Source organism: Metabacillus litoralis, assembly GCF_007994985.1.
Classification (GTDB): Bacteria; Bacillota; Bacilli; order Bacillales; family Bacillaceae; genus Metabacillus; species Metabacillus litoralis.
Window position 1 is genome coordinate 486,400 of sequence record NZ_VOQF01000005.1, and the last position, 21,430, is coordinate 507,829.

21 protein-coding genes are annotated in these 21,430 nt (G+C 33.5%); 16 read left to right on the plus strand and 5 right to left on the minus strand.

What is annotated here, in order from left to right:
• Positions 1-135: 135 nt before the first annotated feature.
• The gene (locus FS935_RS10410) at positions 136-1,773 is read left to right on the plus strand and encodes a diguanylate cyclase domain-containing protein (RefSeq protein WP_146948245.1); all 1,638 of its coding nucleotides are present in this window, start codon (positions 136-138) and stop codon (positions 1,771-1,773) included.
• A gap of 130 nt (positions 1,774-1,903) precedes the next feature.
• On the opposite strand, the gene FS935_RS10415 is transcribed toward FS935_RS10410, so the two are convergent.
• A complete protein-coding gene (locus FS935_RS10415; RefSeq protein ID WP_146948247.1) occupies positions 1,904-2,452 on the minus strand; it encodes a CBO0543 family protein in 549 nt (182 codons plus the stop codon).
• A gap of 270 nt (positions 2,453-2,722) precedes the next feature.
• Here FS935_RS10415 and FS935_RS10420 point away from each other — a divergent pair, with 270 nt between their 5' ends.
• The 10 genes from FS935_RS10420 (at position 2,723) to FS935_RS10465 (ending at position 13,010) form a co-directional block, all read left to right on the plus strand.
• Positions 2,723-2,920 (plus strand): cold-shock protein, encoded by a 198-nt coding sequence (locus FS935_RS10420; RefSeq protein WP_026558957.1) that lies wholly within the window; start codon positions 2,723-2,725, stop codon positions 2,918-2,920.
• A 192-nt stretch (positions 2,921-3,112) separates the two neighbouring features.
• Complete coding sequence (locus FS935_RS10425; protein ID WP_146948249.1) at positions 3,113-3,823, plus strand: response regulator transcription factor; 711 nt, start codon at positions 3,113-3,115, stop codon at positions 3,821-3,823.
• Entirely contained in the window at positions 3,804-5,210 is a 1,407-nt protein-coding gene (locus FS935_RS10430) for a HAMP domain-containing sensor histidine kinase (protein ID WP_338036918.1), read from the plus strand. The genes FS935_RS10425 and FS935_RS10430 overlap by 20 nt, the downstream gene beginning before the upstream one ends.
• 270 nt (positions 5,211-5,480) lie before the next feature.
• Complete coding sequence (locus FS935_RS10435) at positions 5,481-6,371, plus strand: peptidylprolyl isomerase (RefSeq protein ID WP_146948253.1); 891 nt, start codon at positions 5,481-5,483, stop codon at positions 6,369-6,371.
• A gap of 199 nt (positions 6,372-6,570) precedes the next feature.
• Positions 6,571-7,740, plus strand: a complete 1,170-nt coding sequence (gene trpB, locus FS935_RS10440) for a tryptophan synthase subunit beta (RefSeq protein ID WP_146948256.1) — start codon at positions 6,571-6,573, stop codon at positions 7,738-7,740.
• A 246-nt stretch (positions 7,741-7,986) separates the two neighbouring features.
• Positions 7,987-9,003, plus strand: a complete 1,017-nt coding sequence (adhP, locus tag FS935_RS10445; protein ID WP_146948258.1) for an alcohol dehydrogenase AdhP — start codon at positions 7,987-7,989, stop codon at positions 9,001-9,003.
• Between the two features lie 221 nt (positions 9,004-9,224).
• Positions 9,225-9,866, plus strand: a complete 642-nt coding sequence (locus tag FS935_RS10450; protein ID WP_146948260.1) for a sensor histidine kinase family protein — start codon at positions 9,225-9,227, stop codon at positions 9,864-9,866.
• A gap of 8 nt (positions 9,867-9,874) precedes the next feature.
• Positions 9,875-10,531: a response regulator transcription factor gene (locus FS935_RS10455; protein WP_146948454.1), complete on the plus strand. Its 657-nt coding sequence runs from the start codon at positions 9,875-9,877 to the stop codon at positions 10,529-10,531.
• On the plus strand, positions 10,521-11,900 hold the full coding sequence (locus tag FS935_RS10460) for a PAS domain S-box protein (protein ID WP_146948262.1): 1,380 nt from the start codon (positions 10,521-10,523) through the stop codon (positions 11,898-11,900). Before FS935_RS10455 ends, FS935_RS10460 begins: the two co-directional genes overlap by 11 nt.
• Positions 11,901-12,287: 387 nt before the next feature.
• Positions 12,288-13,010 carry a Crp/Fnr family transcriptional regulator gene (locus tag FS935_RS10465; protein ID WP_158638589.1) on the plus strand — a complete coding sequence of 241 codons (723 nt, stop codon included), beginning with the start codon at positions 12,288-12,290 and terminating at the stop codon, positions 13,008-13,010.
• A 653-nt stretch (positions 13,011-13,663) separates the two neighbouring features.
• On the opposite strand, the gene FS935_RS10470 is transcribed toward FS935_RS10465, so the two are convergent.
• The 3 genes from FS935_RS10470 to FS935_RS23425 are packed head-to-tail and all read right to left on the minus strand — an operon-like array spanning position 13,664 to position 15,935.
• Complete coding sequence (locus FS935_RS10470; RefSeq protein ID WP_146948266.1) at positions 13,664-15,322, minus strand: b(o/a)3-type cytochrome-c oxidase subunit 1; 1,659 nt, start codon at positions 15,320-15,322, stop codon at positions 13,664-13,666.
• Positions 15,322-15,792, minus strand: coding sequence for a cytochrome c oxidase subunit II (locus FS935_RS10475; RefSeq protein ID WP_146948269.1), 471 nt, complete (start codon positions 15,790-15,792; stop codon positions 15,322-15,324). Before FS935_RS10475 ends, FS935_RS10470 begins: the two co-directional genes overlap by 1 nt.
• A 17-nt stretch (positions 15,793-15,809) precedes the next feature.
• On the minus strand, positions 15,810-15,935 hold the full coding sequence (locus tag FS935_RS23425) for a cytochrome C oxidase subunit II (protein ID WP_158638590.1): 126 nt from the start codon (positions 15,933-15,935) through the stop codon (positions 15,810-15,812).
• A gap of 110 nt (positions 15,936-16,045) precedes the next feature.
• On the opposite strand from FS935_RS23425, the gene FS935_RS10480 reads away from it, so the two are divergent.
• Entirely contained in the window at positions 16,046-16,540 is a 495-nt protein-coding gene (locus FS935_RS10480) for a cupin domain-containing protein (protein WP_146948271.1), read from the plus strand.
• A 39-nt stretch (positions 16,541-16,579) separates the two neighbouring features.
• Here the strand turns inward: FS935_RS10480 and FS935_RS10485 are convergent, their stop codons facing one another.
• Positions 16,580-16,897: a winged helix-turn-helix transcriptional regulator gene (locus tag FS935_RS10485; protein WP_146948273.1), complete on the minus strand. Its 318-nt coding sequence runs from the start codon at positions 16,895-16,897 to the stop codon at positions 16,580-16,582.
• Positions 16,898-17,151: 254 nt separating this feature from the next.
• Here FS935_RS10485 and FS935_RS10490 point away from each other — a divergent pair, with 254 nt between their 5' ends.
• From FS935_RS10490 to FS935_RS10505, 4 genes are all read left to right on the plus strand, one after another.
• Positions 17,152-18,099, plus strand: a complete 948-nt coding sequence (locus FS935_RS10490; RefSeq protein ID WP_146948275.1) for an aldo/keto reductase family protein — start codon at positions 17,152-17,154, stop codon at positions 18,097-18,099.
• A gap of 13 nt (positions 18,100-18,112) precedes the next feature.
• The gene (locus tag FS935_RS10495) at positions 18,113-18,964 is read left to right on the plus strand and encodes an NAD-dependent epimerase/dehydratase family protein (RefSeq protein ID WP_146948277.1); all 852 of its coding nucleotides are present in this window, start codon (positions 18,113-18,115) and stop codon (positions 18,962-18,964) included.
• A 347-nt stretch (positions 18,965-19,311) separates the two neighbouring features.
• Entirely contained in the window at positions 19,312-20,202 is an 891-nt protein-coding gene (locus FS935_RS10500; protein WP_146948279.1) for a 50S ribosomal protein L11 methyltransferase, read from the plus strand.
• Between the two features lie 227 nt (positions 20,203-20,429).
• Complete coding sequence (locus FS935_RS10505) at positions 20,430-21,359, plus strand: manganese-dependent inorganic pyrophosphatase (RefSeq protein ID WP_146948282.1); 930 nt, start codon at positions 20,430-20,432, stop codon at positions 21,357-21,359.
• Positions 21,360-21,430 lie beyond the last annotated feature (71 nt).

The window sequence follows — 21,430 nt, forward strand, 5'->3', positions numbered from 1 at the left end:
AATCAACTGTTTTTTTATTTTGTATGTCCAATATTTTGTCGTGCAAAATTTTAGAAAAAACGATATGATAAAAAAGTAATCTCTATAAATCGACAAAAAACTGCTATTTTCATTGGATAATAAGGAGTAGGTACAATGTCACGCATTAATTTACGAACTTTTTTTGCTATTTCTTTTTTGTGTTTTATTGTGTTATTAACTGCTTCTTTAACTATTGTTCTTTCTATGAAGTCAAGTAATGAAATAAAAGATGAAATTGGGGATTCCACTTCGAATATTGCTTATCAAATGTCTGATAAGCTAGATTTTTTTATGTGGTCCCGCTACAGTGAGATTGAAATGTTAAGTCAATTAAATCTATTTAAAGAAGATCAGAATAATAATGATAAAAAAGTATTAATTAATTCGTTACAAGAAAGTATTCCCGCATTTTCATGGGTAGGTTTAACAGATGCTAATGGTAATATTGTGGTTTCAACAGATGATATTTTAACAGGTGCCAATATAGCGGAAAGACCTGTTTTTAAAGAAGCAACAAAACAGCCTTTTATAGGTGACGTTCATGAAGCAGTTTTACTTGCAGAGTTATTACCCAATCCAAGTGGAGTTCCTTTAGAATTTGTTGATATAAGCTTTCCTATTGTCAATAATAACGGTGACTTTAAAGGTGTTTTAGCTACTCACCTTAGTTGGGAGTGGTCAAGGGAAATAGAGAACTCAATCATTAAGCCCTATCGAAAGAACTTAGAAAACTCAAAACAAATGGAAGTTTTTATTGTTAGTTCAAGTGATCAAACAATATTGTTGGGACCTGAAAAAATGTTAGGGAAAACACTATCTCCTAACATACTTAAAAGGGAATATGCTCTAAACAATAGTTGGGAAATTAAAAAATGGTCAGATGGGAAGGAATATTTAACTGGATATTCGATTGGTGACGGTTACTTAAACTATCCAGGATTAGACTGGACAATCATCGTTAGAATCCCTGTTGAACAGGCTTTTACCTCCGTAAAAAATTTGCAAGATTACACAATACTAATTGGGATAATAGCAGCGGTAATTTTCGCTATATTAGGATGGTTTCTCGCTAGTAAAATTTCTACACCCTTAAATGAAATCTCCAAAGCAGCTAATCAGTTAAAAGAAGGGAATAAGGTAGATATTCCGCAATTTAAAAGAATAAAAGATTTACATGTTTTATCAGTATCTTTAAGAGAGATGGTTGCAACAATAACCGAAACAAAATCCGAATTAGGTCAAATGAAGAGACTAGCACATAATGATTCTCTTACAGGACTGCCTAATCGAATTGCTCTTTATTCTTATATCGATAAAAAATTGGAAAGTGAAGCGAATGAGAAATATCTTTTCTTATTTTTAGATCTAGATGGCTTTAAAGATGTGAACGATACGTATGGACACCAAGCAGGAGATCAGCTACTTAAAGTTGTTGCTAATCGTTTACAACAATTAGCAGAAGAAGATGATTTTGTTGGTAGGCTTGGAGGAGATGAATTTATTATAATCGCTCGCTCAAAAACATCCTCTCCATTAGAAGAAGGAAAAGAATTAGGACAACAAATAATTGAGTCTATTAACAAATCAATCTCTTTAAATGAAAAAGATGAAGTTGTTATAAAATGTAGTATTGGTGGCGCAATATGGCCAGACTACTCAATTGAACCTGATGATATCATTCAATTAGCAGATGAAGCATTGTACCAGTCTAAACGTACTGGAAAAAATAAATTCACTTTTTATAAGATCTAGTTTACTGATGGGTTTTTCGATAGAATAGGTTCTCTGTAATTACTGATTGAGACCATATGTAAAGCCGAGGAAGCAAGTGCTACCTTCCCCGGGAGTTTTTGTTTGAAGTGATATTGCCATTTCCAAAAAATTAGCTGTGTCTGTTTCTTAGTACAAAATTTATAAAGAATCTAAGAGATATTCCGTATAGACATAGACCAAGAAATGAGTAGGTGTGCGTCCACCATTTTAGTTTTGTATACATATCAAACTGTTCAAAACTGACTTCTATAATATAGGAGAGAATAAAGGATAATATCACATAACGCCATATATAGGAAAACCAACTCTTTGAGTATTGATAGATAAACATTGAACAAATAGGAATGACAACAAGGTCTGCTGGTAAAAGTGGTGGAAGAACTGGTATTAACTTATCAGGATATCCCCACAGTCCTAATGTGGTACCTATTAAATCAAGAAAAGAAGCGCTAATTGCGCTGAAAAGACCAAATATCGTAATTTCTAACAGACGCTTTTTATCAACTAACCTCCACCATATAAAGTAAGGGATAACAGTAGCTAAAAGTAATACCCACCAAGTTACAGCAAATAAGTCATCTTCGAGCCAATGAACATAGCTTTTTTGGTTTAGTTTATCGCTTAATTTTTGTAACTCGTTAAAGGACGGGATATGCATAATACCCTCCTAATAATGTTTAATTATTATCATATTGTTATCAAAAAAAGCGTTTTTATGTGCATGGAAATTCATGAAAACATTTTCAATGTTTATCATTTATGATTCTTGATTTCAATAAATGATAATGTTACAATTGACTTAATTATTTTTGTTCGGATAAGACTGAAAGTAGGAATTTGCTTTTCTAAAGCACCTCTTAAAAGATCGTTGTCTAGCAAGAATAGTAATACAATGTGGATAATTATTTTCCACGTAGGAGGAAAAACAATGTTACAAGGTAAAGTTAAATGGTTTAACTCAGAAAAAGGTTTCGGTTTTATCGAAGTTGAAGGACAAGACGATGTATTCGTACATTTCTCAGCTATCCAAGGTGATGGATTCAAAACTTTAGAAGAAGGCCAAACGGTTACTTTTGAAGTTGAGCAAGGTGCTCGTGGACCACAAGCTGCTAACGTTCAAAAATAAGTATAATGCTGCCTAAGCAGCTACTATAAAGATCCCTTTTTGGGATCTTTTTTTGTTATCAAAATATCAAACTTATAAAATAGCAATAATCGGAGACTTTGGAAACAGGATAAACAACTCTTTACTTTGTACATTAACTAAAAGAAGATAAAATAATTACATATACAATTACTTATTAACGGTAGGTGCAAAATGAAGGTTCTTGTCATTGAAGATAATGTAGGTGTGTGCTCGATGATCGAAATGTTTTTTTCGAAAGAAGGAATTAGTGGAGAATTTGTTCACGATGGGCAACAGGGGTATGAAACATTTAAAACTGGTCATTGGGATTTGTTAATTATAGATTGGATGCTTCCTGGCTTGGATGGAATTTCATTATGTAGAAAAATTAGAGAAGATAATTATACGATCCCAATTATCATGCTAACAGCTAAAGATAGTGAATCAGATCAAGTATTAGGACTTGAAATGGGGGCTGATGATTATGTGACAAAACCCTTTAGTCCGCTCGCGTTAATGGCTAGAATTAAAGCTGTTACAAGAAGATATAAAGTATTAGAGCAAGAAAAAACAGAGCCAGAGGCAGATGTTTTGAAATCTGAGAATTTTATAATTAGCAAAACAACAAGAGATGTATATCGCCAAGGAGAAAAAATCACAAATCTTACTCCAAAGGAATTTGATCTTCTCTATTATTTCCTGAAAAATCCAAGACAAGTTTTTACAAGGGAGCAGCTATTAGAACATGTGTGGGGTTATTCATTTTATGGTGATGAACGAACGGTTGATGTTCATATTAAACGATTGAGAAAAAAAGTTGAAACACAAAAAAATCCATTCTTTCATACCGTTTGGGGAGTGGGCTACAAATTTGAGGAACTGAATGAAGACAATGAGAATTAAATATATTTATCAGCAATTTCTTAGTCATATTAGTGTTCTTATTGTTGCTTTTGTGATTTTAAGCTTTCTTTTTGCTCATTATGTAGAAAACGTAGTTTATCAAAATAAAGTAGATGAATTAACAAAGTATGGTGAAACAATATTAACTGATTTTGAACAAGTTGGGCAAAATCATGTATTGGTTCAATATAAGCGAGTGTTAGATGGACAGAATATTTACTTTAGTATATTTGATCAACATGGTCGAATTGTTTTTCCAATTTCAAATAGTTCACCACAAACAAGTATTACAGAGGAAGACTGGAATAAGCTTTCAAATGGTGAGAAGGTAGTGACAAAGCATAACGTAAAATGGGCTGATCAAGAGGTTTCACTAGTCGCTATACCATATATTGCGAGAGAAGGCTTAATAGGTGGAATATTACTTATTTCACCAATCAGTGGGTCAAGAGAGATGATTACTGAGGTTAACCAATACATACTATATACTGTTTTTATTGCTTTATCCATTTCCTTTTTACTTAGCTGGATTCTTTCAAAAATTCATGTTAATCGAATTAAGAAAATTAGAAGTGCTACTTCAAAGATAGCAAAAGGTGATTATAATGCACATATAGCCACAGCTGATTTTGATGAAATCGATGAAATGGCTAATGATTTTAATAAAATGGTAGATCAATTGAAGTTATCAAATGAAGAAATAGAAAGTTTAGAAATGCGTAGAAGACGGTTTATGGCAGACGTTTCACATGAACTTCGTACACCATTAACAACAATTAGTGGAGTAATAGAAGGTCTACGACATAATATGATTAAAGATGAGGAAAGAGAAAAAGGAATAAAGCTTGTAAGTGATGAAACAAAGAGACTTATTCGGCTAGTTAATGAAAATCTTGATTATGAAAGAATTCGTTCTAATCAAATAAAACTAGTTAAAGAGGAAATACAATTAAAGGAAGTATTAGAAGTAATTAAGGATCATTTGTTATATCAAGCAGAAACAAAGAATGTTGATTTATTAATTGAAGCTGAGCGAAATTGCAGTGTTTTTGCTGATTATGATCGCCTTATTCAGATATTGATGAATATAACAAAAAACAGTCTTCAATTCACACAAAAAGGCTGTGTTTGGCTAAGAGGCCGGCAAGCTCAGCAACATACAATTATTGAAATCGAGGACACTGGAATTGGCATGAATCAAGAAGAAATCGAATCGATATGGAACCGATTTTATAAAGCTGATTTATCAAGATCAAGTAATCAATTTGGAGAATTTGGGTTAGGTCTCTCGATCGTCAAGCGTTTAGTAGAATTACATGATGGAGAAATATCTGTTGAAAGTAAAAAAAATCAAGGAACAAAATTTATTATCGTTCTTCCAAGCTAACTTCTCTTATATGAAGTTAGCTTTTTTTTTACTCTGTTAAACTATGTTGTTGATTTCCGTTACAGGCATCTCCCTTTGACACGCTTCTCAAAACAGGAGTCTCATAATATTCACCTCCAATCCTAAAAATCAAAATTAATTAACATAGCCTTTTTAAAAAAAATTCTATGAACATCTACAATATTTAATGCTTTGTTCATAGTTTATTCATAATTGTAAGTTATCATTTAGAATAAGCAAATAATGATAATAGATGAAGGAGCTTTTTAAATGATAGAGAAAATTTTTTCAAGTAAAAAAACAGTGGCAGTTTTAGCTGTGCTTTTAATAGTAGTAGTAGCGGCATTTGTATTTCTTTCAACAAGAAGTGAAGTTGTTGCTAAAATTGGAAGTGAATCATTAACAAAGGATGACTTGTATACATTTTTTGTTGAACAAAATGGAGAAGCTGCTATTGACTCACTCATTACGAAAAATATAATTGAGCAGGAAGTAAACAAGGAGAAAGTGTCTGTTTCACAGGAGGAAGTAGATACCGAGATTGAGGAAGTTATTGCTTCTTATGGTGGAGAGGAAACATTTAATCAAACGTTAGCAACTAGTGGCTTAACAATGGAAGATGTTGAAGGTGATATTAAAACAAATCTTCAAATTGAGGCATTATTGAAATCTCGTATTGAGATAACAGATGAAGAACTACAAACTTATTTTGATGAAAATAAAGACTCATTTGCTAAGACAAAGCAAGTTAAAGCAAGTCATATATTAGTAGAAGATGAAGAAACGGCTAAAGAAGTAAAAGAAAAGCTTGATAGTGGAGAGGATTTCGCAGAATTAGCGAAAGAATATTCATCAGATACTGGTTCAGCTGAGGCTGGTGGAGATGTAGGCTACTTTGGTGCAGGTAGTATGGTTGCAGAATTTGAAGAAGCTGCTTTTGCGATGAAGGTAGATGAGCTTAGTGAACCAGTGAAATCGGAATATGGCTATCACCTTATTAAAGTAACAGATATACAAGAAGCAGAAGAAGCCACATTAGAAAATAGTAAGGAAGAAATTGAAGGCATTCTTTTCGATGAAAAGCTGGCAACTGAATACTCAACATGGTTAGAAGAGAAAAAGGAAGAATACAAGGTGAAAAATTATCTTGCAGCAGAATAACAGGTAGAAACAACTTGTATAGCAACTTATTAAACAAAAAAGTTGTAATAAAGGGCATGAACTAAGAACTCCACTTGTGGGTTCTTTTCTTTATTTCCGTTTTATTTACCTATTATTAGACATGCATATGATCATAAATACATGATATAATTCATCTATTCAGAATATTTAAGTTTCTAGCAGAGGAGAGATTAGGGAGATGACAAATAGTACAGTAGAAAAAGGTTATTTCGGTGAATTTGGAGGTAGTTTTATACCACCTGATTTGAAAAATGTATTAGGGGTTTTAGATGAGAATTTTGAAAAATATAAGGATGATCCTGAATTTATAGAAGAATTTAATTATTATATGAAAGAATATATTGGACGTGAAAATCCGCTAACATATGCTGAGAATTTAACAAGGCAAGTTGGAGGAGCAAAAATTTACTTAAAGCGTGAAGATTTAAATCATACTGGAGCACATAAAATAAATAATGCAATTGGACAAATACTATTAGCAAAAAGGATGGGGGCAACACGAATCATTGCTGAAACAGGTGCAGGTCAGCATGGAGTTGCCACTGCTACAGCCTGCTCGATCATCGGTGGAATGGATTGTATCATATACATGGGAAAAGTAGATACAGAAAGACAAGCATTGAATGTTTTCCGCATGGAGCTTTTAGGTGCAAAAGTTGTTTCTGTAGATAAGGGACAAGGTAGATTAAAGGATGCGGTAGATGCTGCTTTAGATGATTTAGTAGAAAACTATCAAAGCACATTTTATCTTTTAGGCTCTGCTGTAGGCCCACATCCATTTCCAACAATGGTTAAGCACTTTCAATCTATTATTAGTGAAGAATCAAAAAGACAAATACTAGAAAAAGAAGGCAAGCTACCAAGCGCTGTTGTTGCTTGTGCTGGAGGAGGTAGCAATGCAATTGGTGCATTTGCACACTATATCGAAGAAGAGTCAGTAAGATTAATAGGAGTTGAACCAGCGGAGGCACCATCCTTGACACAAGGTGTTCCAGCTATCATTCATGGATTTAAATGTTTAACCCTCTTAGATGAAAATGGAGAACCAATGCCAACATACTCGATTGCTGCAGGCTTAGACTATCCAGGTGTTGGGCCTGAACATAGCTATTTAAAAACAACGAAACGAGCAGAGTATGTCATAGTAACTGGTCAAGAAGCACTTGAAGCATTTCAGGTTCTTTCAAAGATAGAAGGAATTATTCCTGCCTTAGAAAGCTCACATGCTGTTGCATATGCTATGAAATTAGCAAAAGAATTAAAGAAAGAAGATTCCATCATTGTTAACCTTTCAGGTAGAGGTGATAAAGACGTAGAACAGGTTTTTAATATGCTGAAATCTAAATAATGTAAGTAAACGAATGCATAAAAAAGGTTATCATATCCTTTTTTATGCATTTTTTTATCATTGTTCATTATTGAATGGACAGGAAGTGGATGATACCGTAAGAGTAGGTAGGCAATCCTATTCATACACCAATGTTGATAAATTTATTTAGTTGTGAGTTTTATCACATCTTAATAAGCCTTCTCCTATTAATCTATAGATAAGGAAATGATCATTTTCACTAACTTTTTTATAGGGGGAAGTAGAGTGAAAGCAGCAGTAGTAAATGAATTTAAACAATCATTAGCTATACAAGAGATTGATGTGCCACAAATAAAGCATGGAGAAGTTCTTGTTAAAATTAAAGCCTGTGGAGTATGTCATACAGATCTACATGCGGCACATGGAGATTGGCCAGTAAAGCCGAAGCTTCCATTAGTTCCAGGTCATGAAGGTGTAGGTATTGTAACAGAAGTAGGAGAAGGTGTTACACATATCAAAATTGGTGATCGCGTTGGAGTACCTTGGTTGTATTCAGCTTGTGGTCAATGTGAGTATTGTCTGAGTGGTAAAGAAACCCTATGTGAATCACAGCAAAACTCAGGCTACTCTGTTGATGGAGGCTATGCAGAATACTGTAAAGCAGACGCAAATTACATTGTGAAAATACCTGATCAATTAACATATGAAGAAGCAGCACCAATTTTTTGTGCTGGAGTAACAACATATAAAGCGTTAAAAGTCTCTGGTGTTAAGCCAGGAGAATGGGTAGCAATCTATGGTGTTGGTGGGCTTGGGCATGTTGCTGTTCAATATGCAAAAGCAATGGGGATGAATGTAGTAGCAGTTGATTTAGGGGAGGAAAAGCTCCAATTAGCTAAAGAATTAGGTGCAGATTTAGTTGTTAATCCGGGTGAAGAAGATCCAGATCAATTTATTAAAGCCCGAACTAATGGTGTGCATGGTGCTGTAGTTACAGCAGTATCAAAGCCTGCGTTTCAAGCAGCATTTCAATCTGTTCGCAGAGGTGGGACTTGTGTGCTTGTAGGATTACCTCCAGAAGAAATGCCGATCCCAATTTTTGATACTGTTTTAGGTGGTATTAGTATTATTGGTTCAATTGTTGGTACTAGAAAGGACCTTCAAGAAGCACTTGAGTTCGCCGCAGCAGGAAAAGTGAAAACAATCATTGAAGTTCAACCTCTAGAAAAAATTAATGAAGTCTTTGATCGAATGGTAAACGGTGACATTAACGGCCGTATTGTTTTGAGCTTAGAAGATTAAGAATAGAGTAAAGTGTGATAACTTATCATTAATTTTGAATTAGTGGTAAGTTATCTGCTTGTAGTAAAGAAATGAAGTTAATTTGAAATTTCGATAAACAATTTAAATACCTTTCTGAAAAACGTTTTTTAAAACTATCTTAATAGTGTATTTTCTTCAACTGTCCTATCAAAATGACTCCAATACTTTTTTCCAATGATTAATCAACAAAGGTGGATCACATGAATATTCAAATCAAACAGAAACAAGTGATAACTCATATTATTGAAGAGTATGAAAATGAGTTGAAAGAAATTTCTATGTTTCTTCATGAAGAAATAGCTCAAAATTTATATGCAGTTTTTAATCATTTGCAATTTTTACAACAGCGTATGGACAAGCAAGATAGAATGACAATAAATAACATGATAAAATTAACAAAGAAAACAATTGAAGACACAAGGCAATTATCAACTAAAATTCACCCATTTGTTCATAAAGAACTTGATGGAGCTTTAGCCACATTTATTGCTGACGCTAGAAAAAAAACTCGAGTTGAAATACAGTATGTAGACTATAATGGACCAAGAAGGATACCGTTATTTACAGAATTAATGATATATAGAATCGTAAAGGACATAATTACAGCTTATACTGATCATGGTAACGTTCAACATATTCTTGTTGAAACAATATGGGAGGAAGAACTCAAGGTGAAAATAGATATAGCAGAAGTTGAAAAAACTCCAATGGAAATCAACGGATTTTCAATGTTATATCAAGGTATAGAGCAAAGAATCATTTTATTAGGTGGAAGAGTCAATGTGATAAATCCATGTGAAATGCAAACAGTCATAAATCTTATTATTCCGAATGTGAGGTGAGTGAGTTGATAACATCAATATTATTAGTTGATGATCATGCAGTTGTACGAACAGGGTTAAAAATGTTATTAAATGATTTAAGTGATATGGAAGTAGTTGGTGAAGCTTCTGAAGGGGAAGAAGCAATTAAGAAGGTAGAAGAGCTTCAGCCAAGGGTTGTGTTAATGGATCTTAGCATGCCACATGGAAAAGACGGACTATCAGCAACAGTTGAAATAAAAAAAAGATGGCCGGAGGTTCAAATTTTAATTTTAACGATGCATGATGATGAGGAATATTTATTTCGCGTTATTCAAGCAGGGGCATCAGGCTGTATATTAAAAAGTGCTCTTCATCATGAACTCATTCATGCGATTTCTGTTGTTGCAGAAGGCTCAGCTTATTTGTATCCTACTGCAACAAAGAAATTAATGGAAGATTATTTAGAGCGTATGAAAAGTGGGAAAGATTCTGACACATATTCTCTACTAACAGATCGTGAAAAAGAAGTATTAACCTTAATAGCCAAAGGTTTTTCAAATAAAGAAATAGGTGAAAAGCTTGTGATCAGTGTTAAAACAGTTGAAAACCACAAATCAAATATTATGGAAAAACTAAAACTGAAAACAAGGCCAGAGCTTGTTGAATATGCGTTAAAAAAGGGATTATTAGGTTATGGAATATAGCAAACCAATAAAAGCGGATAGAAAGGAACAGATGGTGAACAAAGAGAATGCTCCACTGATTATTGTCAATAACAATGGTAACATTGAATCCTTAAATATAGCTGCTGAGGATCTACTTGGGTACAGATTAATTGATATCAAGAACAGAGACGTTTCCTCTATTTTCACGAATATAAATAGCAATGACTTATTGAATTCAACAGAAAAAATAATGGAAACAATGTTAAATGTAGAAAATACCCAAAGATCTGTGAATGTGCATTCTGAAATCGTTGAACTGTTGGGCCAATCACTCACCTTTATTTATATTGAAGAACAAATTGAACAACAGCACTATTTTCAAAAAATCGAAACAGAGCTACAGGAATCTTTATCTGAATTGATTGACTTGAAATTTGCCTTAGATGAATCATCTATTGTTGCGATTACAAATCAAAAGGGGATTATTACATATGTTAATGAAACATTTTGTACGATCTCTAAATATACAAATGAGGAACTTATAGGTAATAGTCACAAAATTATCAATTCAGGTTACCATTCTAAAGAGTTTTTCAGAGATTTATGGAACACTATTTCTTCTGGAAAGGTGTGGAAAGGAGAAATACGAAATAAAGCGAAAGATCATACTTATTATTGGGTAGATACTACGATTGTTCCGTTTTTAGATAAGACAGGAAAGCCATATCAATATTTAGCTATTCGTAATGAGGTTACAGCTCGTAAACGTGCAGAAGAAGAATTGCAGCGAATGATGTCAAAACTAATTGGTATCCAGGAGGAAGAAAGAAAGAATATCTCTAGAGAGCTGCATGATGGGATTGGTCAGAATCTGTACAGTCTTCTTATCATGATCAATCGTTTAAGAACAAATTCAAATCCAGATATAATTGAACAGATAGAAGTGGAAATCTCTACGATTATTGAAGAAATTAGACAAATTTCTTGGCAGCTAAGACCTTCTATACTTGATGATCTTGGGTTAGTTCCTGCTATCCGTTCTTTTGTAAATAAGTTTTCTGAGCATTATGGTTTTAAGACAAATTTTACATATAAATTGCAAAAACGACTTTCATCTGAAGTAGAAACAAGTATTTATAGAATTATCCAAGAAGCAATGACAAACATAAGGAAATATGCGGAAACAAAGGATATTTTCCTTTCATTATTTGAGGAAGAAGATTATTTATTTGTCCAAATTAAAGATGATGGAATCGGTTTTGATCCAAATATAAAAAGAAATGGTGTCGGGTTATTTAGTATGGAAGAAAGAGCACGTTCAATAAGAGCGAAAATAGATATTCAATCAAAAATAAATGGGGGAACAACAATAGTAGTAAAAGTTCCTTTTCATAAGGCTCTTTTCTGAACGATTGTTGCTATGTAACCAAAATTTGAAGTGAAAACAATATTTTTTCACTATAAGGGTACTATTTTATGAAGAAAAGATGCCACTAGACTTAATACAGTGCTCATTGGTTCGGGTATTTAAAAGCAACAAAGTTTGAGAAAACAGCCTTTCATAATTATGAAGAAGAGCATCAGATCTAACATCTGATTGCTCTTTTTTATATGCAAATAAATTTCGTGTATTACTAAGTAAAACGACTTAGATGAATTGCCACAATTTCATTCTTTTATACATAATAGGGGATATTCCCTAAAGAAATAAGGGAATTCCCTGATAACAATTTTTGTATTTATTTTCTACAATGGAGATAAGATAAAAATTTATGATTTTGGGATGTGGATGAAAATGCCAACAACTATAAACCGAAAAACAAATCAAAAGGTAGCAAATACTAATATTTTTTCAATAGATAGCATGAACTCTTTAAGAAATAAAATGAAAAGAATTACTGTAAAGAACGATGATCATTTATATTATGAGGGAGATAAGGTTGATAAACTTTATTATTTAATTGAGGGAACCATTACTTTATATAAAAGTACAGAAGATGGAAAAGTATTAACATTAAATTATTATGAAGCTGATGATCTGTTTGGGGAGTATCATGCAAACGAAATGCGGGGAGCTATGGAGAATGCCAAAGCACAGGGTGATTCAGTGATTGGTATCATTGATAAAGAGGATATTGAGATGCTGATTTGGCAAAATCGTCAATTTTCTTTAGAATTTACAAAATGGATTAGCTTCACGCAACAGCTTACACAAACAAAGCTTCGTGATTTAATGTTTTTTGGAAAGAATGGAGCACTTGCATCAGTAATTATTCGAATGACTAATACTTATGGTGTTCAAAAGGGTGATGTGTGGGAAATTTCAAAGAAATTCACACATGATGAAATTGCTTGTTTAATAGGTACACCAAGAGAAACGGTCACACGTATGCTTAATCAATTAAAAAAAGACGGACTTATTGATAATCAAAAAGGCTTTATAACAGTTTATGATCTTCCGGGTCTTCGTCAAATCTGTCGTTGTGAAGCTTGTCCATTACAAGTTTGCAGACTTTAAAACAAATAAAGAGGTTGATTTATTTGATAAAAAGTTACGATTTGGGGTGCAAACCAGTCAATTGCCATAAGTGTGAATTCAAATATGAGTTCACGCTTTTTTAAATTTATAAGTCTACGTTTTTGATTTTTTAAAAATTCCTTTAATATTTCACAAGCAGTTTCTAGGTGTTACAATACTTAATAAGCAAAATAATTTAGGGTTGAATGGAGCGGAAGGTGCGAGACTCCTGCGGGAGCAGCGGGACAGGTGAGATCCCACAGGCGCTAAGCGCCGAGGAAGCTCACCGCCCGCCCCGCGGAAAGCGAGCATCCTGTAGCGGAAATCAACCATCACAATACTTCTTATAAAGCAACAAATTTTGTATACTAGCCTAAATTAAAAGCGCTGTTGAATTCAAAATCAACAGCGCCTTTTTATGGTTAATTCCTTTGATGTCCAAAGAGGAAAGATACCCTTTGAAACAGTCTTTGTTATTTGTGAATTTTGATATCTTGCTCTAGGTGCCTCCAGTAGTGAAGGGTATAGTCACCGAAAGGTAAGCTTATATTTCACATTAATCCTCATTCGTTGTGAAATCAACAACCATTGCCGTTAAAACAGTTGTGACAAGTAGTAAAGCACAAACTACTGAAAACATATCAATCATCTCCCTACCATGTTTTAAATCCAGAAGAACCAGGAGGTGCATGTTCAATCATTTGAATCAATGGAATCGTGTAGGCAATAGCAATTAAAGCAATAGCAATGCCAATCCAAATCCACCAATTTTCCAAGAATTTAGGTGTACCAGACATATCACTTTTAGCCATTGGAAATTCTACTTGTTCTTCTATTGAATTAGCTTTAGGTGAAGCAAGTAATGTGTAAAACACAATATAGATTAAAATCATAGCAGATAGAAAGAGAATTGTTCCTCCAATTGCCATAGTGACGTGATTGGAAAGAATTCCTTGGAACCACACTAAAGCATTGGGATCATCCATATAACCTGCATATGCTGTTCGTCTTGGTGCACCTAGTAAGCCTAAAATATGCTGTGATGTACTCATAAGTAGCATCCCTATCGACCAAGTGATCACTTGAATAAACGCAAGTTTTTGAATTGCTTTTGTTAGTTTTCTACCAGTTAAATAAGGAATCAACCAAAATGTTAAGCCCATAAAAGTCATCGCTACAGGAGTTCCAACAGTTATATGAAAATGCCCAACAACCCATAATGTATTATGAATCACTTCATTTAGTTGAAAACTAGCATTAATAATTCCCCCGGCACCACCTGGAATAAAGAAAAACATAGCAATAAATAAAGAAGTAAATCGAATATCCTTCCAAGGTAATTTAAAGAACCATCCAAATAATCCTGTTGCCCCTTTATCTCTACCTGTTTTTTCAAATGTTCCAAACATTGAGAAAGCAGTCATTAGAGAAGGAATGATTACCATAAAAGTTAAAACTGTTTGTAGGAATTTCCAAAAGCTTGATATACCAGGCTCTGTTAATTGATGATGAAATCCTACAGGAATAGAAAATAAAATAAACAATACAAACGATAAGCGAGCTAATGAATCACTAAATACTTTTCCACCGATGATCTTTGGTACAATCACATACCAAGCAATGTAAGCCGGTAATAGCCAGAAATAAACGAGTGGATGACCAAAATACCAGAACAATGAGCGACTTAACTCAACATTAATTGTATCAACCCAACCAAATGCCCAAGGAATAAACTGAAATAATACAGTTGCAACTACTCCTAAACAAGCAATAATCCACAGGATAAGCGTTGCAATTGTCATAAAAGCAAATAATGGGCTTAATTGGCCTTTATTTTGCTTTTTCCATTTTACATAGTGACCGATTAAAGCAAAGCTGTATATCCATGTACCTACTACAAAAAGTGCTAAGCCAACATAATACCAGCCGCTTGCTTGTAATGGAGCATAAAATGTATAAAGAACAGAAGCTCTACCTGCAATGATTTCAACAATGGCGAGTAATGTCCCAGCTGTTGTTACAATAAAACCGATCCATGAAAATAAATGAACTTTAGGTCCAAATGAACCAAGTGAATAACTCATACCAGAAATAAGAAAACCAAATATAAAATAAGTAGTGAATATAAGTGCAAGTAATACACCGTGTGCTGTGAGAATTTGATAATAGTCAAGCCATGGTGGTAATGTTAGTGCATCATTACGTATAAAAACCTGAAGTAAACCACAAAACGTACCAATCAAAAATGCGATGTAAGCAAAAATAATATTGGTTAACGCTAATCTTTTGTCTGCCAAACTAATTTGTTTCATTACTCAATCACCTCAATCGTTGTCTTCATAAAATGATGACCTGTTCCGCAATATTCGTTACAGATTACTAGATACTCACCAGGTTTATCAAAGGTATATTCTTTTGTATTGATTTGGCCAGGAACAACCATCATATTTACATTTGTGTTAATAATTGAAAAACTGTGAGTAACATCTGTACTAGTAACCTTAAAGATTATTTTCTTTCCAACAGGAACCTTTATTTCAGGAGGCTCATAGCCGAAAGCCTTTGCAACAATAATCACCTCATACGTATCATCATTGATTTTATGAGTACCTGGATTATCAAATGGTGCAGTTTCATGTACTTTCTCAGGATCAATTGTTTCTAAGCCTCCAGAAGGCTGGTGATTAAATGCAAAAGCAGTTACACCAATAATGCTTAAAAATAATAGTAAAGATAAAATTCCAAAGCCTAACCAAATTTTTTCAAACTTATGAAAATGCATCTGAATGCCCCCCTTAATTAACGTGTAATATAAAAGAAATAAACACTAAACCACATAACCAAGATTAATAATCCGATAGAAAATACACTAATCAATGTTCCTTTAAGCTCGCTATTGTCTTCACCTTTGAATTTTTTGCTCACTATGATCCCCCCACGTTTTACTTTCCTTAATGTAAGGGTAAAGGGAATTTATAAAAATAGATGTGATAAATCTCACGAAATGAACTGGAAAGATAAGAGGAGGAAAAAGAATGGCTGTAGAAAGTAAATCAGTGTTTCTTAAAAAAGGTGAAAAGATTCCAAATAACGAAGAATTACCAGTTGTTATTTATCAACAAGTTAATAGTAAGGATATCGAAAAGTTATTTCATCAACATAATTGGTTGAACAGTTGGACAAATGGAGTTTACAGCTATCATCATTTTCATAGTAATACTCATGAGGTGCTAGGTGTGGTAGCCGGTGAAGCAGTCATTTTACTTGGAGGAGACACAGGGGAGAGCATTGATGTTTCTTCTGGAGACGTACTTGTCTTACCTGCAGGAACAGGTCATAAAAAGGTGTCATCTTCAAGTGATTTTAAAGTTGTAGGAGCCTATCCGTCTGGGATGGAACCAGACTTAAAGAAAGAGGATGTACATTGTGAAAGGTTTAGAAAAGATATTAATTCTGTACCATTGCCGAATCAAGATCCTATATTCGGGTATCATGGTCCTTTAATAGAATACTGGAATATAAAAAAGTGAACTTCATTTTTTGAAGTTCACTTTTTTTATAGGTCGCATTTACCCCCATTGTGCTCCCCATTTTTTCATTTCTTTTAGCATCATATGAAGGGAATGTCCTTTTTCTGTTAATGTATATTCAACAGTTACAGGTACTGTCGCAAAGGACTCACGAGTTAGAACTTCATTACTTTCCAAGTGGCGGAGTGTATCAGTTAATGCTTTAGGACTAATTTTTGGGATCGCTTTTTGTAATTCACCAAATCTTCTTGTTCCGTCAAAAAGTTGTTTGATAACAAGAAAAGACCATTTTCCACCTATAATATTTAGTGCCTTTTCAATAGAGCACTCGATATGTACCTCGTTCAGTTTTTCCATAGTATCCTCCTTGTAGCTACTATAAAAAATATAGTAGATTATTTATTTTTTATTATATCAATAATATTTCAGTACTTGTATACACTTATTGAAATATCTATAATTTATAAATGTAAACGATATCATAAATGGTATGGATACTTTTAAAGAACTCTTTAAAAATAAGTAGTTTTGACAGCTAGGTCTGAAAGGGGATACAGGTTTCCTAAGATCCGGTATTCTTAACAGAACTTTATAAATGGGAGATGTTAAAGATGAAATATAGACGTTTAGGAAGATCAGGGTTAAAAGTGAGTGAAGTGAGCTTAGGAAGCTGGCTTACTTACGGAGCTTCTACAGAAAAAGAAAAAGCTATTAGAACAATCGAAACAGCTTATGATATTGGAATCAACTCATTTGATACAGCAAATGTGTACGCAACTGGAGAGTCAGAAAAAGTAGTGGGAGAAGCACTTGCAAAGTATAGTCGCGATTCTTATGTGTTAGCAACGAAGGTTTTTTGGCCAATGGGAGAAGGTCCAAATGATAGTGGTCTTTCAAGGAAACATGTATTTGAGCAGCTTCATAGTAGCTTAAAACGTTTAAATACTGATTATGTCGACATCTATTATTGCCACCGTTATGATACGGAAACACCAGTAGATGAAACATTAAGAACAATTGATGACCTTATTCGCCAAGGAAAAATTTTATATGCTGGTGTAAGTGAATGGACAGCACAACAAATTCAAGAAGCAGTTGGAACAGCAGATAAATATTTATTGAATCGAATTGTCGTGAATCAACCAAACTACAATATGTTTCATCGTTACATTGAAGAAGAAGTTGTCCCAGTTAGTGAGCAGCATGGTATTGGTCAAATTGTATTCTCTCCTTTAGCACAAGGTGTCTTAACTGGGAAATATAGTTTAAGCAATCGAGCGCCAGAGGGCAGTCGTGCGACAGATCCTAATTCAAACATGTATATGAATCAATTTTTAACTGATGAAACTCTTGCAAAAGTGGAGAAATTAGGAGGGGTAGCAAAAGAGTTAGATATTAGCTTATCTCAATTAGCAATTGCTTGGATTCTACGTCTACCGAATATTGCGAGTACATTAGTTGGAGCGACTAAACCAGAGCAAATTATAGAAAATGCTAAAGGCTCTGATGTTATTTTAACAAACGATATCATTACACAAATTGAAGAAATCTTAAAATAAGGTGTGAAAATTCATGAAAAAAGTGGTAGTAACTGGTGGAAGTGGTCTTCTTGGTCATTCCGTTATAAAAGAATTTCTTGATAACGGATATGAAGTATTAAATGCAGATATGAAACATCCAGAGGATCCAATCTGTAAAACAGTGATAACAGATTTACAAAACTTAGGTGAAGTATATGGAGTGTTAGCTGGTGCAGATGCTGTTGTTCATCTTGCAGCCATTCCTGTTGCTTATTCACATCCTAATGAAGTCACTTTCCAGAATAATGTAATATCTACATATAATATATTAGAAGCAGCAGGAACTCTTGGAATTCAAAAAGCGGTTATATCATCGAGTGAGTCATCTTATGGTTTGGTCTTTGCCTTGAAAGAGCTAATGCCTCATTATGTTCCACTTGATGAAGATCACCCACAGATACCAGAGGACAGCTACGGCTTATCTAAAATAGTGAACGAGCAAACAGCTGACATGATTCATCGTCGAACAGGGATGCAAGTTGTTTCCATGAGATTAGGTAATATCATTGCTCCTCATATGTATGATAACTTCCCTCAATTCATCAATGATCCAGAGCAGCGAAAGGTTATTATGTGGAGTTATATTGATGCAAGGGATGCAGCAGTTGCCTATCGGTTAGCTGTTGAGGCTGATGGTTTAGGCTCAATTGCATTAAACATTGCAGCTGATGAAACAAGCATGAACATTGAAAGTCAAAGTTTGATGGAAACAGTTTATCCTGCTGTTGAAATTCGTAAATCACTACAAGGATATGAAACACTATTTTCTAATGAAAAAGCAAAAAAAGTACTAAATTGGCAGCCTCAACATAAATGGAGAGATTATGTGAAGGTTGAGAAATAATTGATGATCACGAGGACCTAGTGAGTTACTGGGTCCTTTTTTACGAGGTAAGAAAGAAATAATATACTGAAATACCAAGAACAAAAGAATGTGTAAAATCCAACAAGTAGGTTTAATATAACTAAAAACAATTTGCTATCTTAATTCAATTTATATTAAACTGTGAAAGGACAATAGGAAATCTCTTTTTACATAAAGTCATATACGTACATAAACTTTATTACGTGATGATTAATATTTGAAGTAAAACATATTTTATGAATTTAATGGTGTTTTTTAAAGCATAATTAAGTAATTAGCAAGTAATTTGCAAAAAAAGAGTCTTACACAAAGAGAGGGAAGAATCGATGTTACATGAATTTTCAATAGATGTACCATTCAAAGAGATCGAGGAAGTTACTGATCTCCTAAATGCAGCAGGAATTTATAATTTATATTACGAATCGCCTATCGAGATTATCAAGGTTCAAAATGGTTATGGGTATGAAGAAAGAGAAGATCAGCATGTAGAATTAAAAATATATGCTAGTGATTTAGAGGTTGAAAATCTCCCTGATGCTTATTATCCTTTATTACAATCAACATTATCAATATCAAGAGACAGTATTACACATATTGCACATGAAGAAACAGACTGGGAGCAAACCTACGATTTCCAAGATATTGACCTAGGAAATAATTGGGTTATTCAGTATCCTTCTTCTAACGAAATTTACGAGAATAAAAATGTATTAAAATTCGATCCTTTAGCTGCATTTGGGACAGGTCTTCACGAGACAACTCAAGGCTGTTTACGAATGATCGTAGATAAAGATTTTACTGGAAAAACAGTTCTTGATTTAGGAACAGGATCTGGTATGTTAGCAATAGCTGCTTCATTAAAAGGTGCCAGCAAGGTAGTTGCAGTAGATTATGAGGATGTCGCAAGAGAGCTCTATCATAATGCAAAATTAAATGAGTTAGAAAATGATTTACAGGTAGTGCAGGCAGATTTAATTACTGGAGATTATACAATTGATGCAAATTACGATTATATCTTTATTAATATTGGTGCAAATGAAACGATGAGTATCTTAAAAAAACATACATTATTAAATAACAGTAATGAATTTATCATTTCAGGTCTTGTTGAATGGCATATTGATCAGTTGATAGAAATGTTCCAAATTGATGGTTTTTCAATTAAAGAAAAACAGCAAACAAATGAATGGGTAACAATTCATTTTACAAAGGCGTAATATCCTACACGATCGGTTTAACTTAGAGTAGGGGAATAGTGGATAGATTGAGATGTATTGTGAAAGATAAAGTGATTTTAGAGCCTAGAGGTAATTATTTTCAACAATTCCCAGTGTAATGATTGCTTTTATTTCCTTCTATTAAGTTGGTAATTTTGGTATTTTCTTAATTTATAAATTAAAATTATGATATGATAGACTATATTTCATTTATAAAGGAGATAGTTATGGAAAAAGTACTTGTTTTTGGTCATAAAAATCCTGATACAGATACAATCTGTTCTGCGATTGCCTATGCTGAATTAAAAAATAAAATTGGTCAGAATGCTGAACCTATTCGTTTAGGTGAGGTTAGCGGTGAGACTCAGTTCGCCCTTGATTACTTTAAGAAAGATGCGCCACGTCTTGTAGAAAAAGTAGCAAGTGAAGCGAGTAGTGTAATTTTGGTGGATCATAACGAACGCCAACAAAGTGCTGATGATATTACTGAAGTACGTGTACTTGAAGTAATTGATCATCACCGAATTGCAAATTTTGAAACAAGTGATCCATTATATTATCGAGCTGAACCAGTTGGTTGTACAGCAACTATCTTAAACAAAATGTATAAAGAAAATGGAGTGCAAATTGAAAAAGAGACAGCTGGTTTAATGCTATCAGCGATCATTTCTGATTCACTATTATTCAAATCTCCAACATGTACTCAAGAAGATATTGATGCAGCAAAAGAATTGGCTGAAATTGCTGGTGTAGATGCACAGGTTTATGGTTTAGATATGCTTAAAGCTGGAGCAGATTTAAGTGATAAATCAGTACAACAATTAATTTCACTTGATGCAAAAGAATTCCAAATGGGATCTAGTAAAGTAGAAATTGCTCAAGTAAATGCAGTTGATACAAATGATGTACTTAAACATAAAGCTGAAATTGAAGCAACACTTGCTAAAGTGGTAGAAGATAAACAATTAGATTTATTTTTATTCGTGATTACTGATATCTTAACAAATGATTCTGTTGCTGTAGCAATTGGAAATGAAACAGCTAAAGTTGAACAAGCTTTCAATGTTTCACTTGATAACAATGAAGCAGTACTTAAAGGTGTAGTATCTCGTAAAAAACAAATTGTTCCTGTATTAACAGAAGCATTTGCAAAATAAATAAGAAAAAGCCACAAATCTTTCATAAGATTTGTGGCTTTTATTTTTGGCTCAGATTTTATCGCTTATGA